Annotated in this window: 19 protein-coding genes and 1 tRNA gene; 9 read left to right on the top strand and 11 right to left on the bottom strand. The window is 64.2% G+C overall.

Features of this window, described 5'->3' with window-relative positions; all coding sequences use genetic code 11:
- The first annotated feature begins 11 nt into the window (after positions 1–11).
- Complete coding sequence (locus ST3T6A_RS20150) at positions 12–839, top strand: energy transducer TonB (RefSeq protein WP_157602821.1); 828 nt, start codon at positions 12–14, stop codon at positions 837–839.
- 8 nt (positions 840–847) lie between these two features.
- Here ST3T6A_RS20150 and ST3T6A_RS0112650 read toward each other — a convergent pair whose 3' ends face one another.
- Positions 848–1,828, bottom strand: a complete 981-nt coding sequence (locus ST3T6A_RS0112650) for a GlxA family transcriptional regulator (protein WP_037538403.1) — start codon at positions 1,826–1,828, stop codon at positions 848–850.
- A 111-nt stretch (positions 1,829–1,939) separates the two neighbouring features.
- On the opposite strand from ST3T6A_RS0112650, the gene ST3T6A_RS0112645 reads away from it, so the two are divergent.
- Entirely contained in the window at positions 1,940–2,581 is a 642-nt protein-coding gene (locus tag ST3T6A_RS0112645; protein WP_019833302.1) for an HD domain-containing protein, read from the top strand.
- Positions 2,582–2,647: 66 nt separating this feature from the next.
- On the opposite strand, the gene ST3T6A_RS20145 is transcribed toward ST3T6A_RS0112645, so the two are convergent.
- The 5 genes from ST3T6A_RS20145 to ST3T6A_RS0112620 form a co-directional block, all read right to left on the bottom strand.
- Positions 2,648–3,670: a glycosyltransferase gene (locus ST3T6A_RS20145; RefSeq protein ID WP_019833301.1), complete on the bottom strand. Its 1,023-nt coding sequence runs from the start codon at positions 3,668–3,670 to the stop codon at positions 2,648–2,650.
- A gap of 61 nt (positions 3,671–3,731) precedes the next feature.
- Positions 3,732–4,670 (bottom strand): NAD-dependent epimerase/dehydratase family protein, encoded by a 939-nt coding sequence (locus tag ST3T6A_RS20140; RefSeq protein ID WP_019833300.1) that lies wholly within the window; start codon positions 4,668–4,670, stop codon positions 3,732–3,734.
- Between the two features lie 6 nt (positions 4,671–4,676).
- A complete protein-coding gene (locus ST3T6A_RS0112630; RefSeq protein WP_019833299.1) occupies positions 4,677–5,933 on the bottom strand; it encodes a class I SAM-dependent methyltransferase in 1,257 nt (418 codons plus the stop codon).
- A gap of 307 nt (positions 5,934–6,240) precedes the next feature.
- Positions 6,241–6,900: a response regulator gene (locus tag ST3T6A_RS20135; protein ID WP_019833298.1), complete on the bottom strand. Its 660-nt coding sequence runs from the start codon at positions 6,898–6,900 to the stop codon at positions 6,241–6,243.
- A complete protein-coding gene (locus ST3T6A_RS0112620) occupies positions 6,897–8,612 on the bottom strand; it encodes a sensor histidine kinase (RefSeq protein ID WP_019833297.1) in 1,716 nt (571 codons plus the stop codon). Before ST3T6A_RS0112620 ends, ST3T6A_RS20135 begins: the two co-directional genes overlap by 4 nt.
- A gap of 350 nt (positions 8,613–8,962) precedes the next feature.
- Between ST3T6A_RS0112620 and ST3T6A_RS21535 the strand changes: the two genes are divergently transcribed.
- Genes ST3T6A_RS21535 through ST3T6A_RS0112605 form a run of 3 tightly spaced genes read left to right on the top strand, consistent with a single transcriptional unit; the run spans position 8,963 to position 10,682 of the window.
- Positions 8,963–9,337 (top strand): hypothetical protein, encoded by a 375-nt coding sequence (locus tag ST3T6A_RS21535; RefSeq protein WP_157602819.1) that lies wholly within the window; start codon positions 8,963–8,965, stop codon positions 9,335–9,337.
- Positions 9,338–9,397: 60 nt separating this feature from the next.
- A complete protein-coding gene (locus ST3T6A_RS0112610; protein ID WP_019833295.1) occupies positions 9,398–10,198 on the top strand; it encodes an exosortase/archaeosortase family protein in 801 nt (266 codons plus the stop codon).
- On the top strand, positions 10,179–10,682 hold the full coding sequence (locus ST3T6A_RS0112605; RefSeq protein WP_019833294.1) for a hypothetical protein: 504 nt from the start codon (positions 10,179–10,181) through the stop codon (positions 10,680–10,682). Before ST3T6A_RS0112610 ends, ST3T6A_RS0112605 begins: the two co-directional genes overlap by 20 nt.
- 70 nt (positions 10,683–10,752) lie before the next feature.
- On the opposite strand, the gene ST3T6A_RS20130 is transcribed toward ST3T6A_RS0112605, so the two are convergent.
- From ST3T6A_RS20130 to ST3T6A_RS0112590, 3 genes are all read right to left on the bottom strand, one after another.
- Positions 10,753–11,094, bottom strand: coding sequence for a UrcA family protein (locus ST3T6A_RS20130; RefSeq protein WP_019833293.1), 342 nt, complete (start codon positions 11,092–11,094; stop codon positions 10,753–10,755).
- A gap of 262 nt (positions 11,095–11,356) precedes the next feature.
- Positions 11,357–13,315, bottom strand: coding sequence for a CocE/NonD family hydrolase (locus ST3T6A_RS20125; RefSeq protein WP_051103472.1), 1,959 nt, complete (start codon positions 13,313–13,315; stop codon positions 11,357–11,359).
- Positions 13,316–13,359: 44 nt separating this feature from the next.
- A complete protein-coding gene (locus ST3T6A_RS0112590) occupies positions 13,360–14,559 on the bottom strand; it encodes a GGDEF domain-containing protein (protein WP_019833291.1) in 1,200 nt (399 codons plus the stop codon).
- Positions 14,560–14,913: 354 nt separating this feature from the next.
- Between ST3T6A_RS0112590 and ST3T6A_RS20120 the strand changes: the two genes are divergently transcribed.
- The 4 genes from ST3T6A_RS20120 to ST3T6A_RS0112570 all read left to right on the top strand — a co-directional run bounded on the left by ST3T6A_RS20120 (position 14,914) and on the right by ST3T6A_RS0112570 (position 18,353).
- Complete coding sequence (locus ST3T6A_RS20120; RefSeq protein ID WP_162140536.1) at positions 14,914–15,252, top strand: helix-turn-helix transcriptional regulator; 339 nt, start codon at positions 14,914–14,916, stop codon at positions 15,250–15,252.
- Between the two features lie 244 nt (positions 15,253–15,496).
- Complete coding sequence (locus ST3T6A_RS0112580) at positions 15,497–16,378, top strand: helix-turn-helix domain-containing protein (protein WP_019833289.1); 882 nt, start codon at positions 15,497–15,499, stop codon at positions 16,376–16,378.
- Between the two features lie 9 nt (positions 16,379–16,387).
- The gene (locus ST3T6A_RS20115) at positions 16,388–17,305 is read left to right on the top strand and encodes a helix-turn-helix domain-containing protein (protein WP_019833288.1); all 918 of its coding nucleotides are present in this window, start codon (positions 16,388–16,390) and stop codon (positions 17,303–17,305) included.
- Between the two features lie 4 nt (positions 17,306–17,309).
- Complete coding sequence (locus ST3T6A_RS0112570; protein WP_019833287.1) at positions 17,310–18,353, top strand: aldo/keto reductase; 1,044 nt, start codon at positions 17,310–17,312, stop codon at positions 18,351–18,353.
- Between the two features lie 6 nt (positions 18,354–18,359).
- Here the strand turns inward: ST3T6A_RS0112570 and ST3T6A_RS0112565 are convergent, their stop codons facing one another.
- Together ST3T6A_RS0112565 and ST3T6A_RS0112560 are read right to left on the bottom strand one after the other, a co-directional pair.
- On the bottom strand, positions 18,360–20,768 hold the full coding sequence (locus tag ST3T6A_RS0112565; protein WP_162140535.1) for a TonB-dependent receptor: 2,409 nt from the start codon (positions 20,766–20,768) through the stop codon (positions 18,360–18,362).
- Between the two features lie 159 nt (positions 20,769–20,927).
- A tRNA-Ser gene (locus ST3T6A_RS0112560) sits at positions 20,928–21,017 on the bottom strand.
- Positions 21,018–21,131: the final 114 nt, after the last annotated feature.

Genomic DNA, 21,131 nt, shown 5'->3' with positions numbered 1-21,131 from the left:
GGAGTATGCGAATGGATCGCATTAGCGTCACGGGTCAAGCTGGGGAGCTGGCCCTGAGTTCAGGGGAAGCGGCTATTCTCGATATCAGGCCAGCATCGCCGCCATTCGACGCGGAAGAGGCTCGAAAGGCCCCGGCCGACGTGCGATCGCTGGCCGACCCGCATGGCTTCACGGCGCCGCAGCCCCGCTCGACCTATCAGCCTTCCGCGCGGGCGTTCGGTCCGGCGGCGATCGGTTCGCTGCTGATGGTGGGCGGGCTGGTTTCGGCTTTGCTCTACATGAATGTCGGTGTGGTACCGAGGAAGGCTGAAAAGCTCCTCATGATCACGCTGCCCACGACGCCACCGCCACCGCCGCACCGGCAGAGCGTTCAGCCGCGCGTCGAGCCGACGCCGGTTCATCCGCAGATCGTCGTGCCACCCCCGATCGTGGCCGTTTCCGCGCCGCCGCCTACGCTTGCGACGGCACCGGTTGCCGCTCCTCCGGTGGTCGTGCCGCCGCCCGCTGCACCGGCAGGGCCTCCGGCACCGATCCCGGCCCCAGCGCCAGCCGTCGCCGATGGGGGCGATCTTTCATCGAGGATGATCTTCGCCAAGCCGCCGAGCTATCCCCTGGAATCCCGGCGGCGGCATGAACAGGGCACCGTGGTGCTCGCCCTGATCCTCTCGACCGACGGCTCGGTGTCGACGATCTCCGTGGCGGAAAGCAGCGGCTCGGACCGGCTCGATCAGGCCGCGCTGGCCGCCGTCCGCAAGTGGCGCTGGGCCCCGATCGTCCGTAATGGCGAGCCGGTCATGGTGCAGGGCAAGGTCCGCATTCCCTTCGTCCTGACGCACTGACGGGCAGGCTAGCTGGCTATCGCCGGCGCTGGATTCGCAGCATGTCCGTTGCGATAGGTGGCCGGAGACACGCCCAGCCGGCGCTGGAACGCCCGTCGGAAGGTTTCCACGTCGCGAAAGCCGGATTGCGATCCTGCGAGCTTCGGCGGATGCCCGGCTTCGAGCAATCGGCGCGCGGCCTCCACTCTCACGCTCTCAACCCAGGCCGAGGGCGTGGCGCCAACCTCGCTGCGGAACAGGCGCGCGAAATGGCGCGGGCTCATGCCGGCCCGTTCCGCCAGTTCAGGAACGCCGTGATCGGCTTCGGGATGGGCGATCACCCAGCGCTGCACGTCTTGCAGCGCCGATCGTCCGGCAGGCGCGGCGTGTCGTTCCCGGCTATATTGAAGCTGCCCGCCCGGACGACGGAAATACATGACGAGCTGGCTCGCCACCTGTCGCGCCAGATCAGGCCCCAGATCCTCTTCGACAAGCGCCAGCGCCAGATCGAGGCCCGCCGTCACGCCGGCGGCCGTTCGGGCGGGTCCGTCGCGGACATGGATGGCGTCTGCTTCCAGCATGACCGCCGGAAAGGCCTGTGCGAATCGATCGGCGATCGCCCAGTGCGTCGTCACCCGCCGGCCATCGAGCAAGCCGGTTTCTGCCAGAAGGAAAGCCCCGGTGCAGACCGAACCGAAACGCCGTGCCGCTATGGCCTCGATGCGCAAGCGATCGAGCAGACGCTCGTCCCGTGCCCGTCGATCGAGATGAGGCGCACCTGCGACAAGCAAGGTGTCGAAGGGAGGATGTCCCTGCCCGAGGACATCGTCCGGCGTCAGACGCATACCCGATGAGGCGCGGATCGTTCCCGGCGTCGCTGCGAGCACCCGCACTTCATATTCCGCCCGCCCGGCCCGGACATTGGCTTCCGCGAACACATCAGCGGGGCCCGCTACATCGAGGAGCTGGACGCCTTCGATCGCCAAAATCCCGATCCGCCGAGCTTTCATCGCTTGAGTCCGTATCTGAAGTGATTTGGCAGAAAATGATGTTGTGCATCATAAAATGCCACATCCGATCCGCGATAGAAAGAGCCTCGCAACATCGTTGGAGGACTAGCCATGTCGAAGATCGATTCAGCCGCCGCCATCCCCGACAGCAAGCTCGCACGGGCGATCACCGAGTTCGTCCGCGACACCGAGACCGAGCTTCTCTTCAACCATTCCAGCCGCGTCTACCATTTCGGTGCACTGGCGGGGCTGCGCCGCGGCCTCACCTTCGATCGGGAACTGCTCTATGCAGGCGCGATGTTCCATGACGTCGGGCTGATGCCGAGCCATTCCAGCGCGCATGAGCGGTTCGAAGTCGACGGTGCCCATGCCGCGCGCGACTTCCTGCGCAGTCAGGGGATTTCGGAAGCGGACGCCTACACCGTCTGGACGGCGATCGCCCTGCACACCACGCCGGGGGTTCCGGTCCACATGCATCCCGTCGTGTCCCTTCTGACGGCCGGCGTGGAGATGGATGTGCTCGGTCTGGCCTATGCCGAATATTCGGATGCGGAACGGGATGCCGTGGTCCACGCCTTCCCGCGTACGCCGGCATTCAAGGAGGACATCATCCAGGCCTTCTACGACGGCATCAAGCATAAGCCGGATACGACGTTCGGCAACGTGAAGGCGGATGTCATCGCCGACAAGGAGCCGCACTTCCATCGCGGCAATTTCTGCCACGTCATCCGCAGTTCGCCCTGGCACGGTTAAGCGCGAGTCCGCACCGGCCCGGCCTCACAGAGGCGGGAGGCGGTGGCCGTCTTGTCTGGCCGAGCGCTATCGGCTCGGCCAGCGGGCGTTGGAGGTCTTTCTCGCTTCCGTCAGGCCGGTCACTTCGATCTGCCCAAGCGGCGTTGGCTCGTCCGCGATATTGATCCGCTCCTGTTCGACGACGGCCGGACCACGGCGGACCTGCGCATGGATCGCGGTCACATATTCGCCGAGCATTCCCGTGAAGGCGATCTGCACCCCCGACAGGAAGAGCACCGCCACGAGCAGGGTGGTGGTTCCGCGCGGCACATGCACCGGCGAGATGAAATAAGCGGCGAAGATCATCAGGGCATAGAGGATGCACAGGCCGGAAAGGGTGAAGCCCACCAGCGTCGCCGCGCGCATCGGGGCGCTGGAGAAGGCGAAGATCCCGTTGAGCGCCTGATCCATCAGCGACAGCAGCCGGAGCTTCGAGCGTCCCCGTTCCCGCTTTGCCCAGCGATAGGGGACGATGATCCGCCGAAAGCCGACAGCGGCGACGATACCGCGAATATAAGGATATTGATCGTGGTGAGCGAGAACCGCGGCCAGAACCCGGCGGTCGACGAGTTGGAACTCACCGACATTTTCGGGAATTTCGAAATCCGCCAGCCGGTTCACGATGCCATAGAACAGCCCGCGGACAGCGCGCATGACCGCGCCTTCCTCGCGATCTCCGCGAGAGCCCGCCACCACCTGATATCCTTGCTCCCACAGGCGGACGAATTCGGGGATCAGTTCCGGCGGGTCCTGGAGATCGACGGGCAGCATCAGCAGGATCGCATCGCCGCTGGCATATTTGAGGGCGTTGAAGGTCGAACGAAAGAGCCCGAAGTTCCGGGCATTGACGATCACCTTGACCGCCGGATCGCGTTCCGCGATGCCGCGCAGGATGGTGACGGTCGCGTCGGTCGATGCATTGTCGGCGAAGATATGCTCGCGCTGATAGCCGGGAAGGGCCTCCTCGAAGAGGCACCTTACGGTTTCGTAGCACCGCTCGACATTATCCTCCTCCTGATAGCAGGGCGAGACGATGGTGATGACGGGCATCGCGCTTCTTCCTCGATCAGCCACGGGTAAACTACGGCAGACGGACGCGATCGACGGCAGGCTATTGCGTATAGCAGGGGACGGCGATGTGGCCGGGTAGCGGACGATGATGCACGTGCATCATCCTCTCGCTCACCGTCCTGTGAACTCCTTCGGCAATGGAATATCGCGGGAGGAAGCCGACTTCCCTCCGAAGGCGGTCGACGGAAGCGCGCAGCTCGTCCGGCTCGCCCTGCCGCATCTCCCGCTCGCCGAAGCTGATCGATTGGGGGGCGCCGAGATATCGGGCGGCCGTCATCGCGACCGTCTGGATCGACGCCACCTCTTCCAGCGCGATGTTCACGGCCCCTTCGACACGCGAAAACAACAGCGCGATCAACGCACGGGCCGCATCCTCGATATAGATGAACGGCCGGACTTGGTGGCCTGCCGTGCAACGGACCGGTCGCCCCTCAGCTAGCGCATCGATGACGTGGCACAGCAACTTGTCCGCCTTGTCGCCGGGGCCGAAGAGCCAGAAGAGCCGTCCCCAACCGATCGACAGACCGGAAAATTCGCCGCCTGAGATAGCAAGGAACAGGTCCCGCTTGGCTTGGCCATAGGCCGTGACGGGCTCCAGAGGGGTGCATTGTTCATCAAGATAAGGTTGTCGCCAGCTATATTCGGCTGCGCTGCCCGCCAGGACGGCGCGCCTTCCGCCGCTTCGCGCGAAAGCCCGGAGCAGGCGCAGCGTCGCATCGATCCAGAGCGTATTCTCCGGGGCGTTCCAGATCGACGCCCGATCGCCATGCCAGGCGGCGTGGAGCAGATGCGTCGGCGCGATCGCCCGGAGATGGTCCATCGGGTCTTCGGTGAGCAGGTCGAGCGGATGGAAAAGGATATCCGGCGCGTCCGGCATGGTGCGGCCGATGCAATGGATTTCGCAGCCCAGTGCGCGGAGAGGGGCGATGGTCGCCGATCCGACGAAGCCGTTTGCTCCGGTGACGAGCACCCGGTTCATGTCGACCTAGAAGATTTCGATGGCCGGGATGGCCGTCACGAACCGACCGCCCCAGCTACGGATGAAGCCGAGTTCGCCGACGATTTCCTGCCGGAGATTCCACGGCAGGATGAGGACGTAATCGGGGCGTGTCCGTTCGATCTCGCTGATCTGCGCGATCCTGATCCCGCTTCCCGGCATGAAATGCCCGATCTTCGACGGGCTTCGGTCGGCGATATAAGCGAGCGTCTCCGGACCCGCGCCGCAATAGTTGAGGAAGGTATTGGCCTTGGCCGCAGCGCCATAGCCGATGATCGTCTTCCCCGACACGCGCAGCGATGCGATGAAGTCCAGAAAGTCCTGCCGGACGCGCTTCAGATTCCTCTCGAAGCCCAGATAGGCTTCTTCCCGATGAAGACCGGCTTCCTGTTCGGCATGGAGGAGTTGCGCCACCCGTTCCGTCTCGGCGTGGGCTGCCCCCCTGTGGCAGGCATAGACACGGAGCGAGCCACCATGCGTGAGAAGCTGCTCCACGTCGAAGATGCGCAGCCCCTGATCCTCGAAGATACGCTTGACCGCGATCAGCGACAGGTAGCTGAAATGCTCGTGATAGATCTGGTCGAACTGAAGCCCCAGCATCGTGCGCAGAAGATGGGGAAATTCGACCGTGAAAACCGCCTGGTCCTTCAGGAGGATGGCGATGCCGCGCACGAAATCGGCAATGTCTGGCACATGAGCGAGCACATTCTTGGCGGAGATGTGATCGGCCCTGATCCCGCGGCGCGTCAGGTCGGCGGCGGTCTCCGCGCCGAAGAAGGCGACCTCGGTGGGGATGCCGGCGGCAATGGCGACACGGGCGATGTTCTCGGCCGGATCGATCCCCAGCACAGGAATGCCCGCCCGCGCGAAATATTGGAGAAGATATCCATCGTTGCTGGCGATCTCGACGACAAGGCTGGACGGTCCCAGCCCGAAGCGCGCGATCATCGCTTCCGCATAACGGGCGCAATGCTCCAGCCAGCTCGCGGAATAGGAGGAAAAATAGGCATAATCGGAGAATATTGCCTCCTTCGGCACCGCCGAACCTACCTGCACGAGGTAGCAGGACGTGCAGAAGCGTGCGTGGAGCGGGAACACCGGCTCGCGCCGGGCAGCGGTGGCATCCGGGCGATAATCGTTGGCGAGCGGCTGGAGCCCGAGGTCCGCCCAGGTGACATGGAGCGTGTCGCCGCAATACTGGCATGTCTGCTGCTGATGCGACTGAACCGCCAAGTCGGCCGACATGGTTCCCCACGCAGGGGGTGTTACCGGAGCCTCGATCGACAGGTTATGCGTCACGGCGTGCCCCCCATCCGGGTCGTTCGCGGAACGTCGCTGATCTCTCTTCGGAGCGGCGCGCAGCTTCCCATGCGGATGCCCCCGCCTTGCCAATCGCGCCGCTCCGATCCTGCCGGCCCCCCGTCTGCCCGCCCGCCCAGCGCGGACTGCGCTATCGCGTGACCATGCGCGAACCCTAGATCGGAACCGCACCCCGGAAATCTATCCCGCGATATAACCCTAAGGAGGCATCCGGAATGGTAGGGACGGCGGATCATAGCGCGATCCGTTCGACGATCGCTTTCCTCGGCTCCCGCCGCATGAGCATGACGGCGACTGCCGTGCGATTGTCGACGCCGAGCTTCGAATAGATCGCGTGGAGGTGGATCTTCACCGTGCCTTCGGAAATGCCCAAGGCTGAGGCGATGTCGCGATTGGAACGACCCTCGACGATATGCCGGGCGACATCGGCTTCCCGTCGGGTGAGCTGGTCGTAGGGCGATGCGTCCCGGCCGACCGAACGGCTCCGTGCGATGGCCGGCTGCACAAGGTCCGGCGGCAGCCAGCGCCGCCCCCTGGCCACCGTGTCGAGGCAGTGGATCAGCGTCTCGAACGCGCTCTCCTTGAGCAGGATGCCGGCAACGTTGGCGGCGATGACATCGATGATCTCCGCATCCGAGATGCTCGCCGTCAACAGGACGACCTTCACGGGCAAGCGCTCGCGATTAATCCATTTCAGCAGGTCGATGCCTGTGATCTCCGGCATCAATATGTCGAGAAGGGCGATGTCGGGCGGCTGTCGGGCGAGGAGACGCCGGGCCTCCTCGCCCGAGCAGGTGGTGCCCACGATCTCATAGTTCGGATGACCTCCGATCAGCGCGCGCAGCCCGCCGACGATCAGCGGATGATCGTCGCAGAGGAGCAGCGAGGTCATCGCCGTGGCCTGTCCATGGGAATCGTCATCTTCAGCGAGAAACCGCTGCTCCGATCGGCGATGGCGATGACACCGCCCATCTCCTCAACCCGCCGGCCGAGCGAGGTCGATTTCGGATAGGAGGCGCAAGGCGCGCCGTCGTTGGAAATCTCGACGAGCAATTCCTGCCCTTGCTGCATCACCGTGATGATCACCGTGTCGGCTGCGCCATGCTTGGCCGCGTTGGCCGTCGCCTCCGATAGCGCGAGGCACAACTCGGTCGCGATGTCGTCGGCGACATCGAGATCGGGAGGGCTCACGTCGATGCGCATGTTGCAGTTCCACTGGCTGCCAAGGGGTTCGACGAAGGCCTGAAGCTGCTCGGCCAGACCGTGGCTCGGCGGACGCTGACGGCGGCTGTCGTTCACGAAATGCCGCAGGCGCCGCTGCTGCGCCTGAAGCAGCCCCTGTATCCTCATGAGCGTGCCGCTCGCTTCCGCCGGTGGGATCTTCACCGCCGCCTCTAGCTGGAGGACCGCCGCCGTCAGATCCTGAAGCACGCTGTCGTGCAGATCGCGCGCCAGACGCATCCGTTCGCGCAGACCCGCCGCGGAAGCCAGTTCGCCAATCAGCGAAAACTGCTCCAGCATCAGCGCGATGCGCGACGCGATGATCTTGGTCAGGGCGCCGATATTCTCGTCCCGGAACGCCGGATTGATGACGATCACGCTGCCGCAGTAACGGATGCTGCGGAACGTCGCGAAGTGGATGGTCTGATCGCCGTCGACATGCAGCAGGTCCCGCAGATCGTCCGATATCCGGGGAAGCGCCGCGTTGAGCAGCTCCAGCCGATCGCGATATTCGCGATCCTTGATGTCGGTGGGCAGCGCGTCCTCGGACGGACGGAGGATGCCCGGGGGAAGCGTGATCCCCTCCGCGAAGCGGCACTCCGTTCCCGTCCACCACGCCAGTTCAGCGGTCTGCTGGTCATGATCCTGCCAAATGACGACGATCCGGTGCGTGCCGAGCACATTGGAAGCATGTTGCAGGGAGGCGGACAGCCAGGGCCGATTGTCTTCGGTGATGATGTCGTGCGGCCAGGCGGCGAGCTTGCTCAGTCGATATTCGCTGCGGGCGCGATAGCTCCCGAAATAGCCGAGCATCAGCATCGTGACCCAGCAGAACACCGAGCGCATGATGAGGACGTTGAGCGCCGAAGGGCCGCCATCCTGAAGATCGGGAATGCCGACGATGAGCAGCAGGCATTGCAGGGCGCAGGCCGTGGCCAGCACGCCGCGCCATCCCCATCGGATCGCGGCCGTCACCAGCGTGAAGGTGAAGAAAGCGAAATAGGGGCTTTCCAGCTCTTCGGAATAATGTGCCAGCAGTCCCAGTATGATGACGTCCACCGAGGTGGTGGCAATATGGAGCAGATGCTGCCCTGGCCGCCGGTTCAGGAAGAGAGCGGCTCCGATCGAGAAGAGCACATAGGCGATCAGGATCGTGTAGCTTTCCTCGACATCCATCGTCGGGGTGGTTGGATCGAGATACACCGCGATCAGCGCGAAGGATGACGTGAGAAGGCGAGAGACGTTGATCAGGTCTTCCGGCTGGGCATCGTAGAAGATGTCCGCGAGGGCTGCCCTGAGCCGCTGGACCGGGCGCCAGATCGCGATGCGCGAAGCCCGGCCCATCGGGTTGCGCCGCGCACGGAAGGAGGGCGTTGCGCGCATGTCGCCCGTGGATGGGAGCGTGCGTTCCGTGGTGACCCCGCCTCGATATGTCGGATGCCGATCTTAAGGGCGGCACATCCGCGCGTAATCGCTCCGTCGGGGCTAATACCAACGCGTTATCTGGTCGGAGCATGGTCGGGTTCCGATCGTTCCGGAGCCGAAAAGTGCGGATTCGCAAGCATCGCGAGAGTGGGAAGATCGTCGGCGGGGGGCGGGAAAGCCGGTTATCCCTCCGGCGTATATCGCCCGATAGATCACCGGCACGTCCCTCTATCCTACAGTCCTGAATGAGAGGTCTCATCGGCGGGAGCACCTCCCCTGTCCGCACTCCGCCAATGGGTGAGGTCGCCATGAACAGAGGTTTTAGCCGTGCACTTGCGCTGTCGTTCCTGACGGTGGTGCTGACTGCCACTCCCGCGCTGGCCGACAAGGATACTGGCCGCGACGGCGGAGGTGACTATTTCGGCGGGCGAGATCGCGGCGCCGAACATGCAGGCAAGGAAGACCGCGATCGCGGGGGTGATCGTGGCCATGAAAGTGGCGGGGGTTACGAAGGCGGTGGCCATCACGAAGGCGGGGGAGGCCGCGACGGGGGCGGCGGCGGCCATGAAGGAGGGGGGCATGGTGGCGGAGGCGGCTCCCGCGGCACGCCCGCGCCGATCGCCGGACTTGGGCTGCTGGCGTTTGGAGCAATCGGATACGGCTTGCGCAAGCTCCGCAAGTAAGCGGAAATGAGCCCGCCGTCTGCGATCGGCCAGGCGCGAACTCCTTTGCGATGGATGAGGGTGCCGGCTCTATCGAGGCCGGCACTCTTCGCGATCAGCGCCGGCGTGGCCGCGATCAACGGCTTTGCCGGCAAGATCGCGACCGCTTTCAGCACCAAGCCAGTAATTGAGGCTCTTCTCGATCTCGGCGGCGTCAGCGCGATCGTGTGGTTCGCCGTCTACGGCCTGTTCGTCATCGCACAGGAAGGCGAGCCGGCGGAACCGAGGCGCATGGATCGGACGGTCTGCACGCTCGTGCTGGCTCTGAGCTTCATTCCCTTCAACTTCGCTGCCGCCATCGGGCTGCTGCTCAATGGCGTCTATCTGGCTTTCACGTCGCCCGACCGAAGTGCAGCGCGCCGCATGGCGATCGTGATGCTGGCCCTGACAGGTCCCCTCATCTGGGGCCGTTTCCTGCTGGCGTTGATGGGGCCGGAACTGCTCGGGCTGGATGCGCGGCTGGCGGGGCTGGTCGCCGGGACGCCGGTGCAGGGCAATGTTGTGGAGTTGCACGGCGGAGGCCGCCTCTATGTCGCGCTCGGCTGCTCTTCGGTGCACAACATGTCGCTGGCGGTGTTGCTGTTCATCACCCTGACGCAGATGCTGCGCCTCCGCTACACGCGCCGAATGGTGATGACTGGCGTGATGGCCGCGCTCGCCATGGCGATGGTGAACGTGTTGCGCCTGGCAGCACTGGCCCGCTTTCCCCAATATTTCGACCTGCTCCATACGGGCTGGGGAGGGGCCTTGTTCGGCGTATTGAGCTTCGTGGCCGCCGGCGCGATCATCTTCGGAGGAATCCGTGCCGAACTGGCTCGGTAACGCGCTGCTGGCGACCGCGCTGGTGGTGATGTCCGTCTCGCCCAAGATCTGGTTGCAGCGTCATTCCGCACAGGTGGATGGCGAGCGGCTGAACGGTGACATCGCCGACCGGCTGACGGCGATAGGATTTCGCGTCACGCTGGATCGCGATCTGTCGGTGCCCGCGGTACGAGCCGAGCGCGCCGACTGCCGCCTCGTCGCGCGAAACGGGGATCGGGGGCGCGAGTTGCACGATCTCTTCAACCTCGAACAAGGCGGCCATAGCCCGGTCTATTTCGGCTATCGAGGCAAATGGGCTCCGCATCCCGCCGGTGCGCGCGCCGTGCTGGAGCGCTTCGGTCAGAACGGGCTGGCGCGGGTCGGCATCGACATGGCGCGCCCCGCTGTGATCGCCCTTGCCGCTGCCGGTCCTTGCGCGGGAACGCGGGAGGCACTGGCGACACTCCACGCCCATGCCTACCGCAAGGCCTCCGGCGCTGACTGATCGGAAGGCTTCGGAAAGGATTCCGTTGCAGACCCACAGGCCACCGGAGCAGTCCGATCGCCTCTGCCTCTCAGCGGACGAATGCTATCTGGTTTTCCACAGCCATCACGGCCTGCAACTGTTCATTCAGCCGAGTCTTGGTCGCCGCGCGGCATTGCGTGATCTCATCATTCTCATCCGCCATGGCGTCACTTTCCGTACCGGCATAAGAGCCGCACACGGCTTCCACTGCGGCGGCGATCCGGTGATGTAGCGTCCTGAGGCCCGCGGCGGTCGAGAGATCAAGGTCTGCATAGCGCACGGAGCGCAAGTTGCTCTCCGGGGTCGTCGCACGCGTGGGTGCGCTCGCGAGAGCAACGGCGGCGAAAGCGATGGCGACAAACATGGTGACCTTATGGATAAGCATGTCCATGTCTCCTGTCCCGGCGGCACGATCGACGTGCCGGCCACCTTTTGCGCCGTTGCCGGCTCTGTCCGGGAGGATGAAGACCTGATGGTTAGCTGATGATCGGCCGATTTGAGGCCGATCGAATACGATCGACGATTACCCATCGTCGGCAGCGTGGCTTTGGCGGCTGGCCTCAAGTGACGTTATGAGCGCCGGGCCCGGCCCACCACCGTGCGCCAGGCTATGGCGCGTGGGATGATCTCTATCGAGCCGCTCTGCTGCCGCATCAGCGTGCGGCGGCGGCCGTCGCCTTGCTCTCCTCGTCGCTCACGATCGGGAGAAGGATAGAGCTGGCCCGCGCGCCGCCATGATAGATACTCTGCGTGGCGGCCCGATAATCCTGCGGTTTCGCGTTGAAGATATTGTCCACATAAGTCTGCGGATTGCGATCATAGAGCGGGAAGAGGCTCGACTGAACCTGCACCATGATGCGGTGGCCTGGCAGGAACACATGGTCCACATTGGGCAGGCTGAAGCGATAATTCTCCGCTTGCCCCGGTGTCAGCGCGGCCGGCTGGGACAGGCTGTGAACATAGCGGCCACGGAAGATCTCGATGCCGACCGGCAGCTCGTAGCCCGGACGGGCCGGCTTCGATCCCTGATCCTCGCCTTCGGGCGTGGTGTTCGGCGCGACGTCGATCAGCTTCACCACCCAGTCGCTGTCCGTGCCCGAGGTAGCCGCGAACAGATTGACCTGCGGCGCGCCCATGATGTGCACCGGCCTCGCGAGCGGTTCGGTCTGATAGGAAAGCACGTCCGGTCGGCCGTCCACGAAGCGCTGATCGTGCACTAGCCAGGTCTTCCACTGATCGCCCGCCGCCATGTTCACCGGGCGGGGTAGGAAGGGGACCGGCTTGGACGGGTCGGATACATAATCGTCATGCCCCTCCGCACCCGGCGCCCCGAAGCCGGCGCGGAAATCCGCGTCCAGATAGAGCGGCGTCGCGGCGCCCATCGGCCATTTGGGCGACACGTCCCAATGATTCTCGCCGGTGGCATAGGTGAGCACCGGCGGGGTATGCGGGTCGGGCGCACCCTTCAGATAATGATCGAAGAAGGGCTTGAGATATTTGACGCGGAACTCGCGTGCGGTGTCGCCGGTGAAGGTCAGCGCGCCCAAGTCATAGCCATAATGGTTCACGCCCGAATGGCGCCACGGCCCGATGACCAGCGACACCATATCGTTGTTCTTGTCCTTGGGCTCCAGCGCGCGATAGACGGCGGGCGCGCCATAGCTGTCCTCCTGATCCCACTGCCCGACGACCAGCATGGTCGGCACCGTGAGCGGACGCGCGGCCATCCACTTGTCCACCGCCTGGAGCGACCAGAAGTCGGTATAGGCCGGGTTCTCCATCACTTTGCGGACGGAGGGGTAATTCTCGATCCCCCATTTGCGGGCGAAGTCGCCGACCGAGCCTGCCTCCAGATAGGCGCTGTAATCGTCGCCCGCGCCGCGCGGGATGCTGGCGCCGCTTTCCGCCTTGCCGGTGCTCTGCTCGACGAAATAGTCGAGGCTGCCGACGCGGAAGGCGCCGTTGTGGAAATCGTCGTCGCCGATCCAGGTGTCGACCATCGGGCTCTGCGGCACGGCGGCCTTGAGCGCGGGATGCGGGTTGATCTCCGCCATCAACGTCGTGAAACCGAGATAGGAGCTGCCGATCACGCCCACCTTGCCGTTGCTTTCCGGCACGTGCTTCACCAGCCAGTCGATCGTGTCATAGGCGTCGGTGGATTCGTCGACCTTGGTGTGGTTGAGCGGGCCGATGATCGGCCGGGTCATGACGAACTCACCCTCGGAATGGTGCAGGCCACGGATGTCCTGATAGACGCGGATATAATTGTCGTTGACGAACTCGGCGTCCATCGCCGGCAGTATCTCGGTGATCTTCTGGCTGGCGGTGCGCGCGGTGGAGCCCTTGGCGTCGTATGGCGTGCGCGAGAGGAGGATGGGGGCGTTCGACGTACCCTTCTTCATGACGATGACGGTGTAGAGCTTCACCCCATCCCGCATCGGGACCATGATGACGCGTTTGATATAGTTCGCGTCCGGGCGGACCTCGTCATAGCTCGCTACCACGTCCGGCGTCATCGGCGTGACGGCCGCGGAGGACGGAGCCTTCGCCGTCGCGGACGCTGCGAGCAGGATGGACAGGGCGAGGGCGGTGAAGTGGAGGCTCTTCGTCATGCCGAATGCGTAACGGGTGCTGCCGTCCGGGACAATCGGATCGGTCACGCCCCCCGAGCGGAGCGGCGAGAGTCATCCGGGACGACAAGATTGGCCGGCCTTGCTACCTCGATACGGTTCCGGCCGAGCGTCTTGGCCCGATAGAGGGCTCGATCGGCGGCGGACAGAAGCTCGGTCAGATCCTGAGCGTCGCGGTCTCGCTGGACGACGCCGATGCTGACGGTGGCCCGGACATCGGGCTCGCTGCCATCCACTGCCGCCTCCGAGAAATATTGCGCGACCTTCTCGCCGAGATGCTTGGCGGCGTGGATCGGGCGCCCCGGCAAGAGCGCCGCGAACTCTTCGCCACCAAGTCGGGCAAGGATGGCGTCCGGGCCCAATATCTCACGCGCCACCCGGGCAAAGGCCTTCAGTACCATATCGCCCGTTGCGTGGCCGAAGCGGTCGTTGATCGCCTTGAAATGGTCGAGGTCGAAGGCAAGGAGCGAAAGGGGGGTATCGGGGCCATGTCTCGCAAGCAACCGGGCGCCATCCTCGAAGAATTGATGGCGATTGCCGAGCCCCGTCAGGTGATCCGTGCGCGACACGGCGATCAATCGCTCCTGCGCTTCCTCGCGGATCAGCGCCAGCAAACCCATCGGCATGGCGACCGAATAGAGCACGCCGTCGAACATCGTGATCTTCCCGAAGATGGGAAGCACGTCCGGCCCGTAGATCGCCGCGACCACCGGCATCACGAACGCCCGCACGGCATAGAAAAGACAATGCCCGCCGGCGATGGCCGCGACCACGGGACGCGAACGCAGCCGTACGAGCGTCCGATTGCGCACCAGTTCCCACGCCGTGGCGCCGCTCACCAGCGCGATCGGAACAGCGGCGACATGATCCCAGAAGATCTGGCGAAGCCGCATTCCTCCGATCCACCACGACAAAGCGAGCACAATGAGCACCAGGATCGAGCTTGTCCGATAGGTCTGGCCGTTCAGCCTGGCGACGCCGTCAAGGATCAGCAGATAGCCGGCGACGATGATGAGATTGGCCAGCACCCAGCCGGACTCGGCGGGCATAGCGGATCGGAATATCGCGACCACACAGCCAAGAGCCAGCGCCAGATAGCCCGTCGCCCAACTGTTCAGCACGCGGCGGCGCCGAGGATGAGCGTGACGTTCCCACAAGGTCATCCCGAAGCCGACCAGTAGCGTTCCGATGGCCAGATCATAGAGGGTGGCGAGGTCGATCTGCATTTGCTGTCATCAATTTCGAGTGGTGGCGGTCTGGCTGCTGCCGGTGGCTACCTAGGCTTGTCGGGCGAAGACTCTCTTAACAACGGCTATGCGGCGGCACGGATAGGCTGCGTCTTCGATGAGCCGTTTCGTGTCAGCGATCACCTGCCTGTTACAAATCGACACCCGCTTAAATTCGGCGTTTTTCGGCAACAGGCCTCGCTAACGAGCAATCGTGACGTCGCGAGGCCGTGATACGCCATTCCACAGAATGATCGCGAAGGGCGGGAGTTTGGGGCGGTCCCACGACCGACTGCCGTTTGCGATGTGTGGCGTTTCGCCTGGGTGGAGAGGCGGATGGGCAGGGAGGGACGTGTGACACGCCGTCTGTCGCCCGAGCAGCTTGCACATGCTCTTCAGAAAATGGCGAGCCGACTGGCGGATGGCAGCGTCGTGGAAGAGGTGGCGAGGGAATATGCCATGTCGATGGCCGAGTTCAGCAAGGCCTTTGCGCAGACGGTCGGCGCATCGCCATTGCAATGGATCCTCGAACGGCGAATCGAACAGGCAAAGGATCTCCTGCGTGAGGGTTCGCTGACGTTCGCGGATATCGCCATCGCCTGTGGTTTTGTCGACGAACTCCATTTCCAGAGGGTGTTCCTGCGCGCCACCGGCCTTTCCCCGGCTGACTGGCAAAGGATCAGGTTCCAGTAGAAGCGCTCGTCCGTCGGTGGATTAAAAGGGTCGGCTTTTGACGAATCCGAACAGAAACGGCTCCGTTCCGGAATGGGGCGAATTGCTGCGTTCGGGCTCGTCCAATAGGCATGTTTCGACTTTCGTGGAGTAAGCGGCGTAGACTTAGGCGGAGCCGGTGAGATTCGGCCTTCGGGGCCGATTTCTGGACGTGAGGAGGGCCTTCATGGATCGAGGCGCTTATGGCCCTGCGTTTGAGGAGCGAATGCGGCTTGAGACCGCACCCTACCAGCTCACTCGAATATTCCATCGCGCGGATGTCGCGATCACGGAGGTGCGCTCCGAACGGCCGGACTATAATCTGTCAGGCTCCTTCGCAAAGGAGGATGCCTATCTCGTGGCCCTGCAAGTCGTCGAATATGCGGACCAGCATTATTGGGAAAATGATCGCAAGACTCCCGTTCAGACGCTGCGGGCAGGGGAGACCTGCCTCTATGATCTGAAGCGCGATCCTCGTTTCCTGATCGACAAGCCCTTCCACTCCCTGCATTTCTACATTCCCCGGCGCGCGCTGGATGCGATCGCGGAGGAAGCGCACGCTCCCAAGGTCGATGAACTCAGCTACACGCCCGGAGGCGGCGTGGATGACGGCGTTGTGCGCAATCTCGGCATGTCGATGCTCTCGGCGTTCAGTTGCCCGGCGCAGGTCAACAAGCTGTTCCTGGACCATGTGACGCTCGCGCTGACGGCCCATGTCGCGCAGACCTATGGCGGGCTTCGCCGGGTCTCTGCCCACAAGAAGGGCGGGCTTGCCGCCTGGCAGGAGAAGCGCGCGCAGGAGATGCTGGCGGCCAATCTCAACGGCGGCGTCTCGCTTGACGAGGTGGCCCGGCAATGTGGCCTTTCCCCGGGGCATTTCGGCCGGGCTTTCCGGAAATCGACGGGGCTCGCTCCGCACCAGTGGCTGCTCCATCGTCGCATCCAGGTATCCAAGATGCTGATGGAGGATCGCCGGCTGACGTTGACCGAGATCGCGCTTTCGTCCGGCTTCGCCGACCAGAGCCATTTCACCCGCGTATTCACCAAGACCGTCGGTGTGACGCCCGGTGCATGGCGGCGAAGCTGCGGCGTCGAGGCTGGGAGTTAAGGGGTGTCCATGGAAAAGCCCATCGCCGGCAGCCCTTACGGCGATCATCTGGGCGAATGCTTCCGTTTGCGCCGCGCGCCCTCCTTCGCGGTTCATCCCGAGGGGGCTTCGCCTATCGCCGTGACGCAGATCCGTTGCGACGAAGCCAATAATGGCCTCACCGCACCGATCCCGCTGGAGGATGCCTTTCTCGTCACGCTTCAGTTGCGGGATTGCCCGACCCACGATCTCTGGCTTGCTGGCCGCCCGCACCGAACGACCGCGCTGACGGCCGGCACGACCTGCATCTACGATCTTCGGCAGGAGCCGATGGTCAACAGCGTCAGCCCCTTTCATAATCTGCACTTCTATCTGCCCCGCAAGACGATGAACGTGTTGCGCGAAACGGAGGAGGAGAAGCCGCTCGACACTCTGCTCGGCGATCCCGGCAGCGGCGTGAGCGATGGAGTTCTGAGCGGTCTCGGTTTCGCGTTGCTGCCCGCGTTCGAGCGGCCCGACGAGGTGACTCAGATCTTCGTCGACCACATCATCATCAGCTTCGTCGCCTATCTCTCGAACGCCTACGGCACGACCCGTCCCATCCGTCCGCGCCGCGCAAAGGTCACCTTCACGCCGGCGCAGGAGCGGCGGGCCAAGGAGATGCTGAGCGCGGATCTGGATGGCAAGGTGCCGATGATCGAGATCGCCGACGCGCTCGATATGTCTGTGCCGACATTCCAGCGCGGCTTCCAGGCGGCAACCGGCCGGCTGCCCCATCAATGGCTGCTCGAACGGCGGCTCGATCGAGCGACCGATCTGCTGCGCGGTTCGCGCCGGTCTGTGGCGGAGGTGGCGCTTGCCGCCGGCTTCGCGGATGAACGCCATCTGCGTCGGGTGATGGGCCATCATTTCGGACAGGCGCCCGAAGACGTCCGTCGGGCCGATTGAACAGATGCGCTATCGATCCTTCGGCCGGGGCACGGGCCTGCGATGCTCCGAGATCGCGCTGGGCGGCGCATTGTTCGGCACCGCATGGGGCTATGGCGCCCCTCGCGATGAGGTCTTCCGGATGCTGGACGCCTATGGCGCGGCGGGCGGGAATTTCATCGATACGTCGGATTCCTACCAGTTCGGCGAATCCGAGACGATCCTCGGCGAATATCTGGCGCGGGATCGCGATGCGTTCGTGGTGGCCAGCAAATATACGCTGGGCGCGCGGATGGCCGGCACGCCTCTCTCCACCGGGAACAGCCGCCGCGCCATGGTCTTGTCCGTCGAGGAGAGCCTGCGCCGGCTGCGGACCGACAGGATCGACCTCTATTGGGTCCATATGCCCGATGGCGAGACCGCGAGTGAAGAGATCATGCGCGGGCTCGACGATCTCGCAGGGGCAGGGAAGATTCTCTACGCGGGCTTCTCGGACTTTCCCGCATGGCGCGTGGCCCGCGCGGCGACGATGGCGGAGCTGCGCGGCTGGACTCCGCTGATCGGCATCCAGATCGAATACAGCCTCGTCGAACGCAGCGCCGACCGGGAACTTCTGCCGATGGCCGATGCGCTGGGCCTTGGCGTCGCGAGTTGGTCGCCGCTTGGCGGCGGCCTGCTCACCGGGAAATATCGGCGCGGCGAGGAGGGGCGGGCGACGGGCTTCGGCCGTGTCGTCCATCGCGAGAGCGACGCTATCAAAACGGCCACGATGGATGCGCTGATCGATGTCGCCACGGAATTGGGCGTGTCGCCCTCACAGGTGGCTCTGGCGTGGCAGATAGGGCGTGGCATCACCCCGATCGTCGGGCCGCGCACGACGGAGCAGCTTCACGACAATCTGGGCGCAGCCGGCGTCTCGCTCTCGGATGCCCAATTGCGTCGACTGGACGCCGCGAGCGCGATCCCTCTCGGCTTCCCGCATGATTTCCTTGCGGACGATGCCCAGCGTCTCAGCGTGAAGAGCGGCGATGACGAGTGGATCGTACCGCCGGACCGGCCGGTCGCCTGATCCTTCTCAGCGCCAATGATAGGCGAGAGTCAGGCCATATTCGGCGGGACGTCCGGTATATCGGATGATGGTGTCATAAGCCCGGACCGCATTGGTCACATAGAAACGGTTGGTGACATTCTTGCCCCACAATCCCAACCGCCAGCGCCCGTTCACTGTCTCGATAGAGGCGCGCAGATCCAGGATGGTGCGCCCCGGAAGCGTGGCGTCGGCGAGGTTCTGAGGGGCCTTTTCGAGTGAAGCATAACTCTTGCTCTGTAGCGCGAGGGTGACGCCGATGCTGCCGCGATATGCCTGGCCGAGCGCGGTGGCGTAGTCCACGCTCACGCTACCCTGCCAATGCGGTGCGAAGGGTAGCTGCGCCCCGCGAAAGGGCGCGCGCACGGGCTCCAGCAGGCCATTGACGAGCACGTCGCTGACGATTCCGTCATAGCGCCGGACCTTGGTGTCGAGCCATGTTCCGGCCAGCGCGGCAGAAAGGCCCCGCGCCGGGGTCAGGGTCATCGATGTATCGACGCCGAGGATGTGGGATCGGGGCACATTCACGAGCTGGTCGAGGATGCCGAAGATAGGGTTCACCGTCTTCGCGCGAACCTGCTTATCGCGATAGTCGTAATAGAAGGCGGAGGCGTCGAACGTCGCTACCCCGCCTGCCAGCTTTCCCTTCAGACCCGCCTCATAGGCGAGCAGCGATTCCTGTGTCACCGGCTGGTACTGGTCGTAAACCGGGGCTGAGATCGTCGGAAAGCTGCCGTTTTTCCATCCCTTCGCGACGTTGGCATAGAGCAGCAGGTCATGTGACAGATGATAGTCCGCGCCCGCCCGCCAAGAGGCATTGTGCTCGTTGAGCGACGCGCGAAACAGGCCCGCCCGGCAAGTCGCCGGATCGACCGAGACGGAACCGCCCTGAGCGATGGGCGTGAAAACCTGCCCCGGGCAGAAGAGTGGGGTCAGCATCGTGCCCCAGAGAGTGTTGATGAGGTTCGTGATCCCCGGCGATCCGGGGAAGGGCTCGACATAACCGGGCGCCTGATAGCTGCCGTTCACGGTCCGCCGATCAGCCCAAGTGTAGCGCGCGCCGCCTTTCAGCGTCAGTCGTGGGGTCAGCCTATATTCGAGATTGCCGAACAGCGCCTCGCTGCGGACGCGCTGGTTGGAATCGTAACGATCCGCCGAGAAGCCTTGGATCGATCCGGTCGAGGCATCGGGGAAGCGCAGATCAATCCGCTCATAAACATGGGTGCGATCGAGACTGACGCCTGTCACCCAGTGGAGACGGTCGGCCTCCGCCAGATTGGCGAGGCGCAATTCCTGAAAGATGCTGTGGGCATGAGCCCGGTCGCCGATGATGTCTAGGTCGACCAGCGCCGTGCCGTCACCCTCGGTCGCGTTGAACATGCGATAGGCGACATAGTTGGTGATCGAGGTGAGTTGGACGTCGGTTGCCAGCGTCCAGGCGGAGGTGAGCGCGATCTGGCCGAGCTTGTTGTTGGCGAAAGGGCGGTATTGAGGGTCCCAGTCCGCCGCGCGGGGATCTTTGGGCGCGGCCGGGGCGGTGAGTAGCGGGAAATCGGGCGTCACCGTGCCGGTCGGACCCGTGGCGCCGATGGCGGCTTGAAGGTCCGACGGCGTCACCGGCCGGGCGAGTTGCGGCGCCTCGGGATCGGAGCGGTCGATCCAGCCATTGATATCGAGCGAGAAGCGCAGCCGGTCATCGGGGCGCCAGTCCAGCAGCAGCCGTCCGGCCCAGTTGTTGATCTGGCCGAGCCTGTCGTCCCGGGAGATGCTCTTCTGCCAGTCGTCGGCGGAGCTATGCCGGAAGGCGAAACGGGCATCGAGATCGGGTGCGATCGGCCCGGTGACATAGCCTTGCGCGTTGATCCGGTTGAACCGGCCATAGCCCAACTCGATCGAGGCCTCGGGATGGCCCTGCGGCTTGGCGGCGACGAAGTTGATCGCTCCGCCGGTGGCATTGTTGCCGAACAATGTGCCCTGCGGCCCCTTGAGCACCTCCACCCGTTCCAGATCGAATGCGGTCAGCGTGGTGAAGGCGGGGAGCGCCAGTGGCGCCTGATCGAGATAGGTGGTGACATCGGGGTAGGCGGCGACCGATGTCTCGTAGAAGCCGACGCCGCGCAGGGTGTAGACCGGCGTGGCGTTGGGGCTGGGGGTATAGCTCAGTCCCGGCACGATGCGGGCCAGATCGGCCATTCCCTCCACCCGCTGTGTCAGGAGCTTGCTCGCGGGAAGCACCGTCATCGCGAGGCCGACGTCACCCAGCCGCTGATCGCGCCGCTGAGCGGTGACGATGACGCTGGATGGGGTTTGATCGGCCGGAGGTGAGGGGGCTGCCTGCCCGGCGGTAGCTGTCAGGATAACGGGAAAGACGGTCGTACTCAGCAATCGACGGATCATGGAGGGCCCCCTCGCCATGATCTTTCCGGAACGCTTGCAGATCGGACTTGCTTAAAACGAACCTGTTTTGAAGGACGCCTCGAGAAAACGACGCGTTGCATCGTCAGCCCCCGCCCCGATGAGCCTAGAGAACATAAGTCGGGAAACCTGTCGGATAGGTGGCGGAAGCGGTGAGATTCGAACTCACGGACGGGTTGCCCCGTCGCTGGTTTTCAAGACCAGTGCCTTAAACCACTCGGCCACGCTTCCGTGCCGCCGCTCAGGGAATGCCTGGCGGCGCTTCCGCTGCCCATCATGCGGCGGGCTGGCGTCCGCTTATCCCGGTCACCCGCTCGAACGCAACCCGTGCAAGATGTGCATGAG

The organism is Sphingomonas sp. PR090111-T3T-6A (assembly GCF_000383095.1).
In the GTDB taxonomy this organism is placed as follows: domain Bacteria; phylum Pseudomonadota; class Alphaproteobacteria; order Sphingomonadales; family Sphingomonadaceae; genus Solisphingomonas.
Note: the sequence above shows the minus strand (reverse complement) of the source record. Positions and strands in the feature narration are given on the sequence as shown.

Excerpts from the sequence above, each read along its gene's own strand:
- ST3T6A_RS20150 (WP_157602821.1), top strand. The coding sequence starts at position 12 with ATGGATCGCATTAGCGTCACGGGTCAAGCTGGGGAGCTGGCCCTGAGT.
- ST3T6A_RS0112650 (WP_037538403.1), bottom strand. The coding sequence starts at position 1,828 with ATGAAAGCTCGGCGGATCGGGATTTTGGCGATCGAAGGCGTCCAGCTC.
- ST3T6A_RS0112645 (WP_019833302.1), top strand. The coding sequence starts at position 1,940 with ATGTCGAAGATCGATTCAGCCGCCGCCATCCCCGACAGCAAGCTCGCA.
- ST3T6A_RS20145 (WP_019833301.1), bottom strand. The coding sequence starts at position 3,670 with ATGCCCGTCATCACCATCGTCTCGCCCTGCTATCAGGAGGAGGATAAT.
- ST3T6A_RS20140 (WP_019833300.1), bottom strand. The coding sequence starts at position 4,670 with ATGAACCGGGTGCTCGTCACCGGAGCAAACGGCTTCGTCGGATCGGCG.
- ST3T6A_RS0112630 (WP_019833299.1), bottom strand. The coding sequence starts at position 5,933 with ATGTCGGCCGACTTGGCGGTTCAGTCGCATCAGCAGCAGACATGCCAG.
- ST3T6A_RS20135 (WP_019833298.1), bottom strand. The coding sequence starts at position 6,900 with ATGACCTCGCTGCTCCTCTGCGACGATCATCCGCTGATCGTCGGCGGG.
- ST3T6A_RS0112620 (WP_019833297.1), bottom strand. The coding sequence starts at position 8,612 with ATGCGCGCAACGCCCTCCTTCCGTGCGCGGCGCAACCCGATGGGCCGG.
- ST3T6A_RS21535 (WP_157602819.1), top strand. The coding sequence starts at position 8,963 with ATGAACAGAGGTTTTAGCCGTGCACTTGCGCTGTCGTTCCTGACGGTG.
- ST3T6A_RS20130 (WP_019833293.1), bottom strand. The coding sequence starts at position 11,094 with ATGGACATGCTTATCCATAAGGTCACCATGTTTGTCGCCATCGCTTTC.
- ST3T6A_RS20125 (WP_051103472.1), bottom strand. The coding sequence starts at position 13,315 with ATGACGAAGAGCCTCCACTTCACCGCCCTCGCCCTGTCCATCCTGCTC.
- ST3T6A_RS0112590 (WP_019833291.1), bottom strand. The coding sequence starts at position 14,559 with ATGCAGATCGACCTCGCCACCCTCTATGATCTGGCCATCGGAACGCTA.
- ST3T6A_RS0112580 (WP_019833289.1), top strand. The coding sequence starts at position 15,497 with ATGCGGCTTGAGACCGCACCCTACCAGCTCACTCGAATATTCCATCGC.
- ST3T6A_RS20115 (WP_019833288.1), top strand. The coding sequence starts at position 16,388 with ATGGAAAAGCCCATCGCCGGCAGCCCTTACGGCGATCATCTGGGCGAA.
- ST3T6A_RS0112570 (WP_019833287.1), top strand. The coding sequence starts at position 17,310 with ATGCGCTATCGATCCTTCGGCCGGGGCACGGGCCTGCGATGCTCCGAG.
- ST3T6A_RS0112565 (WP_162140535.1), bottom strand. The coding sequence starts at position 20,768 with ATGATCCGTCGATTGCTGAGTACGACCGTCTTTCCCGTTATCCTGACA.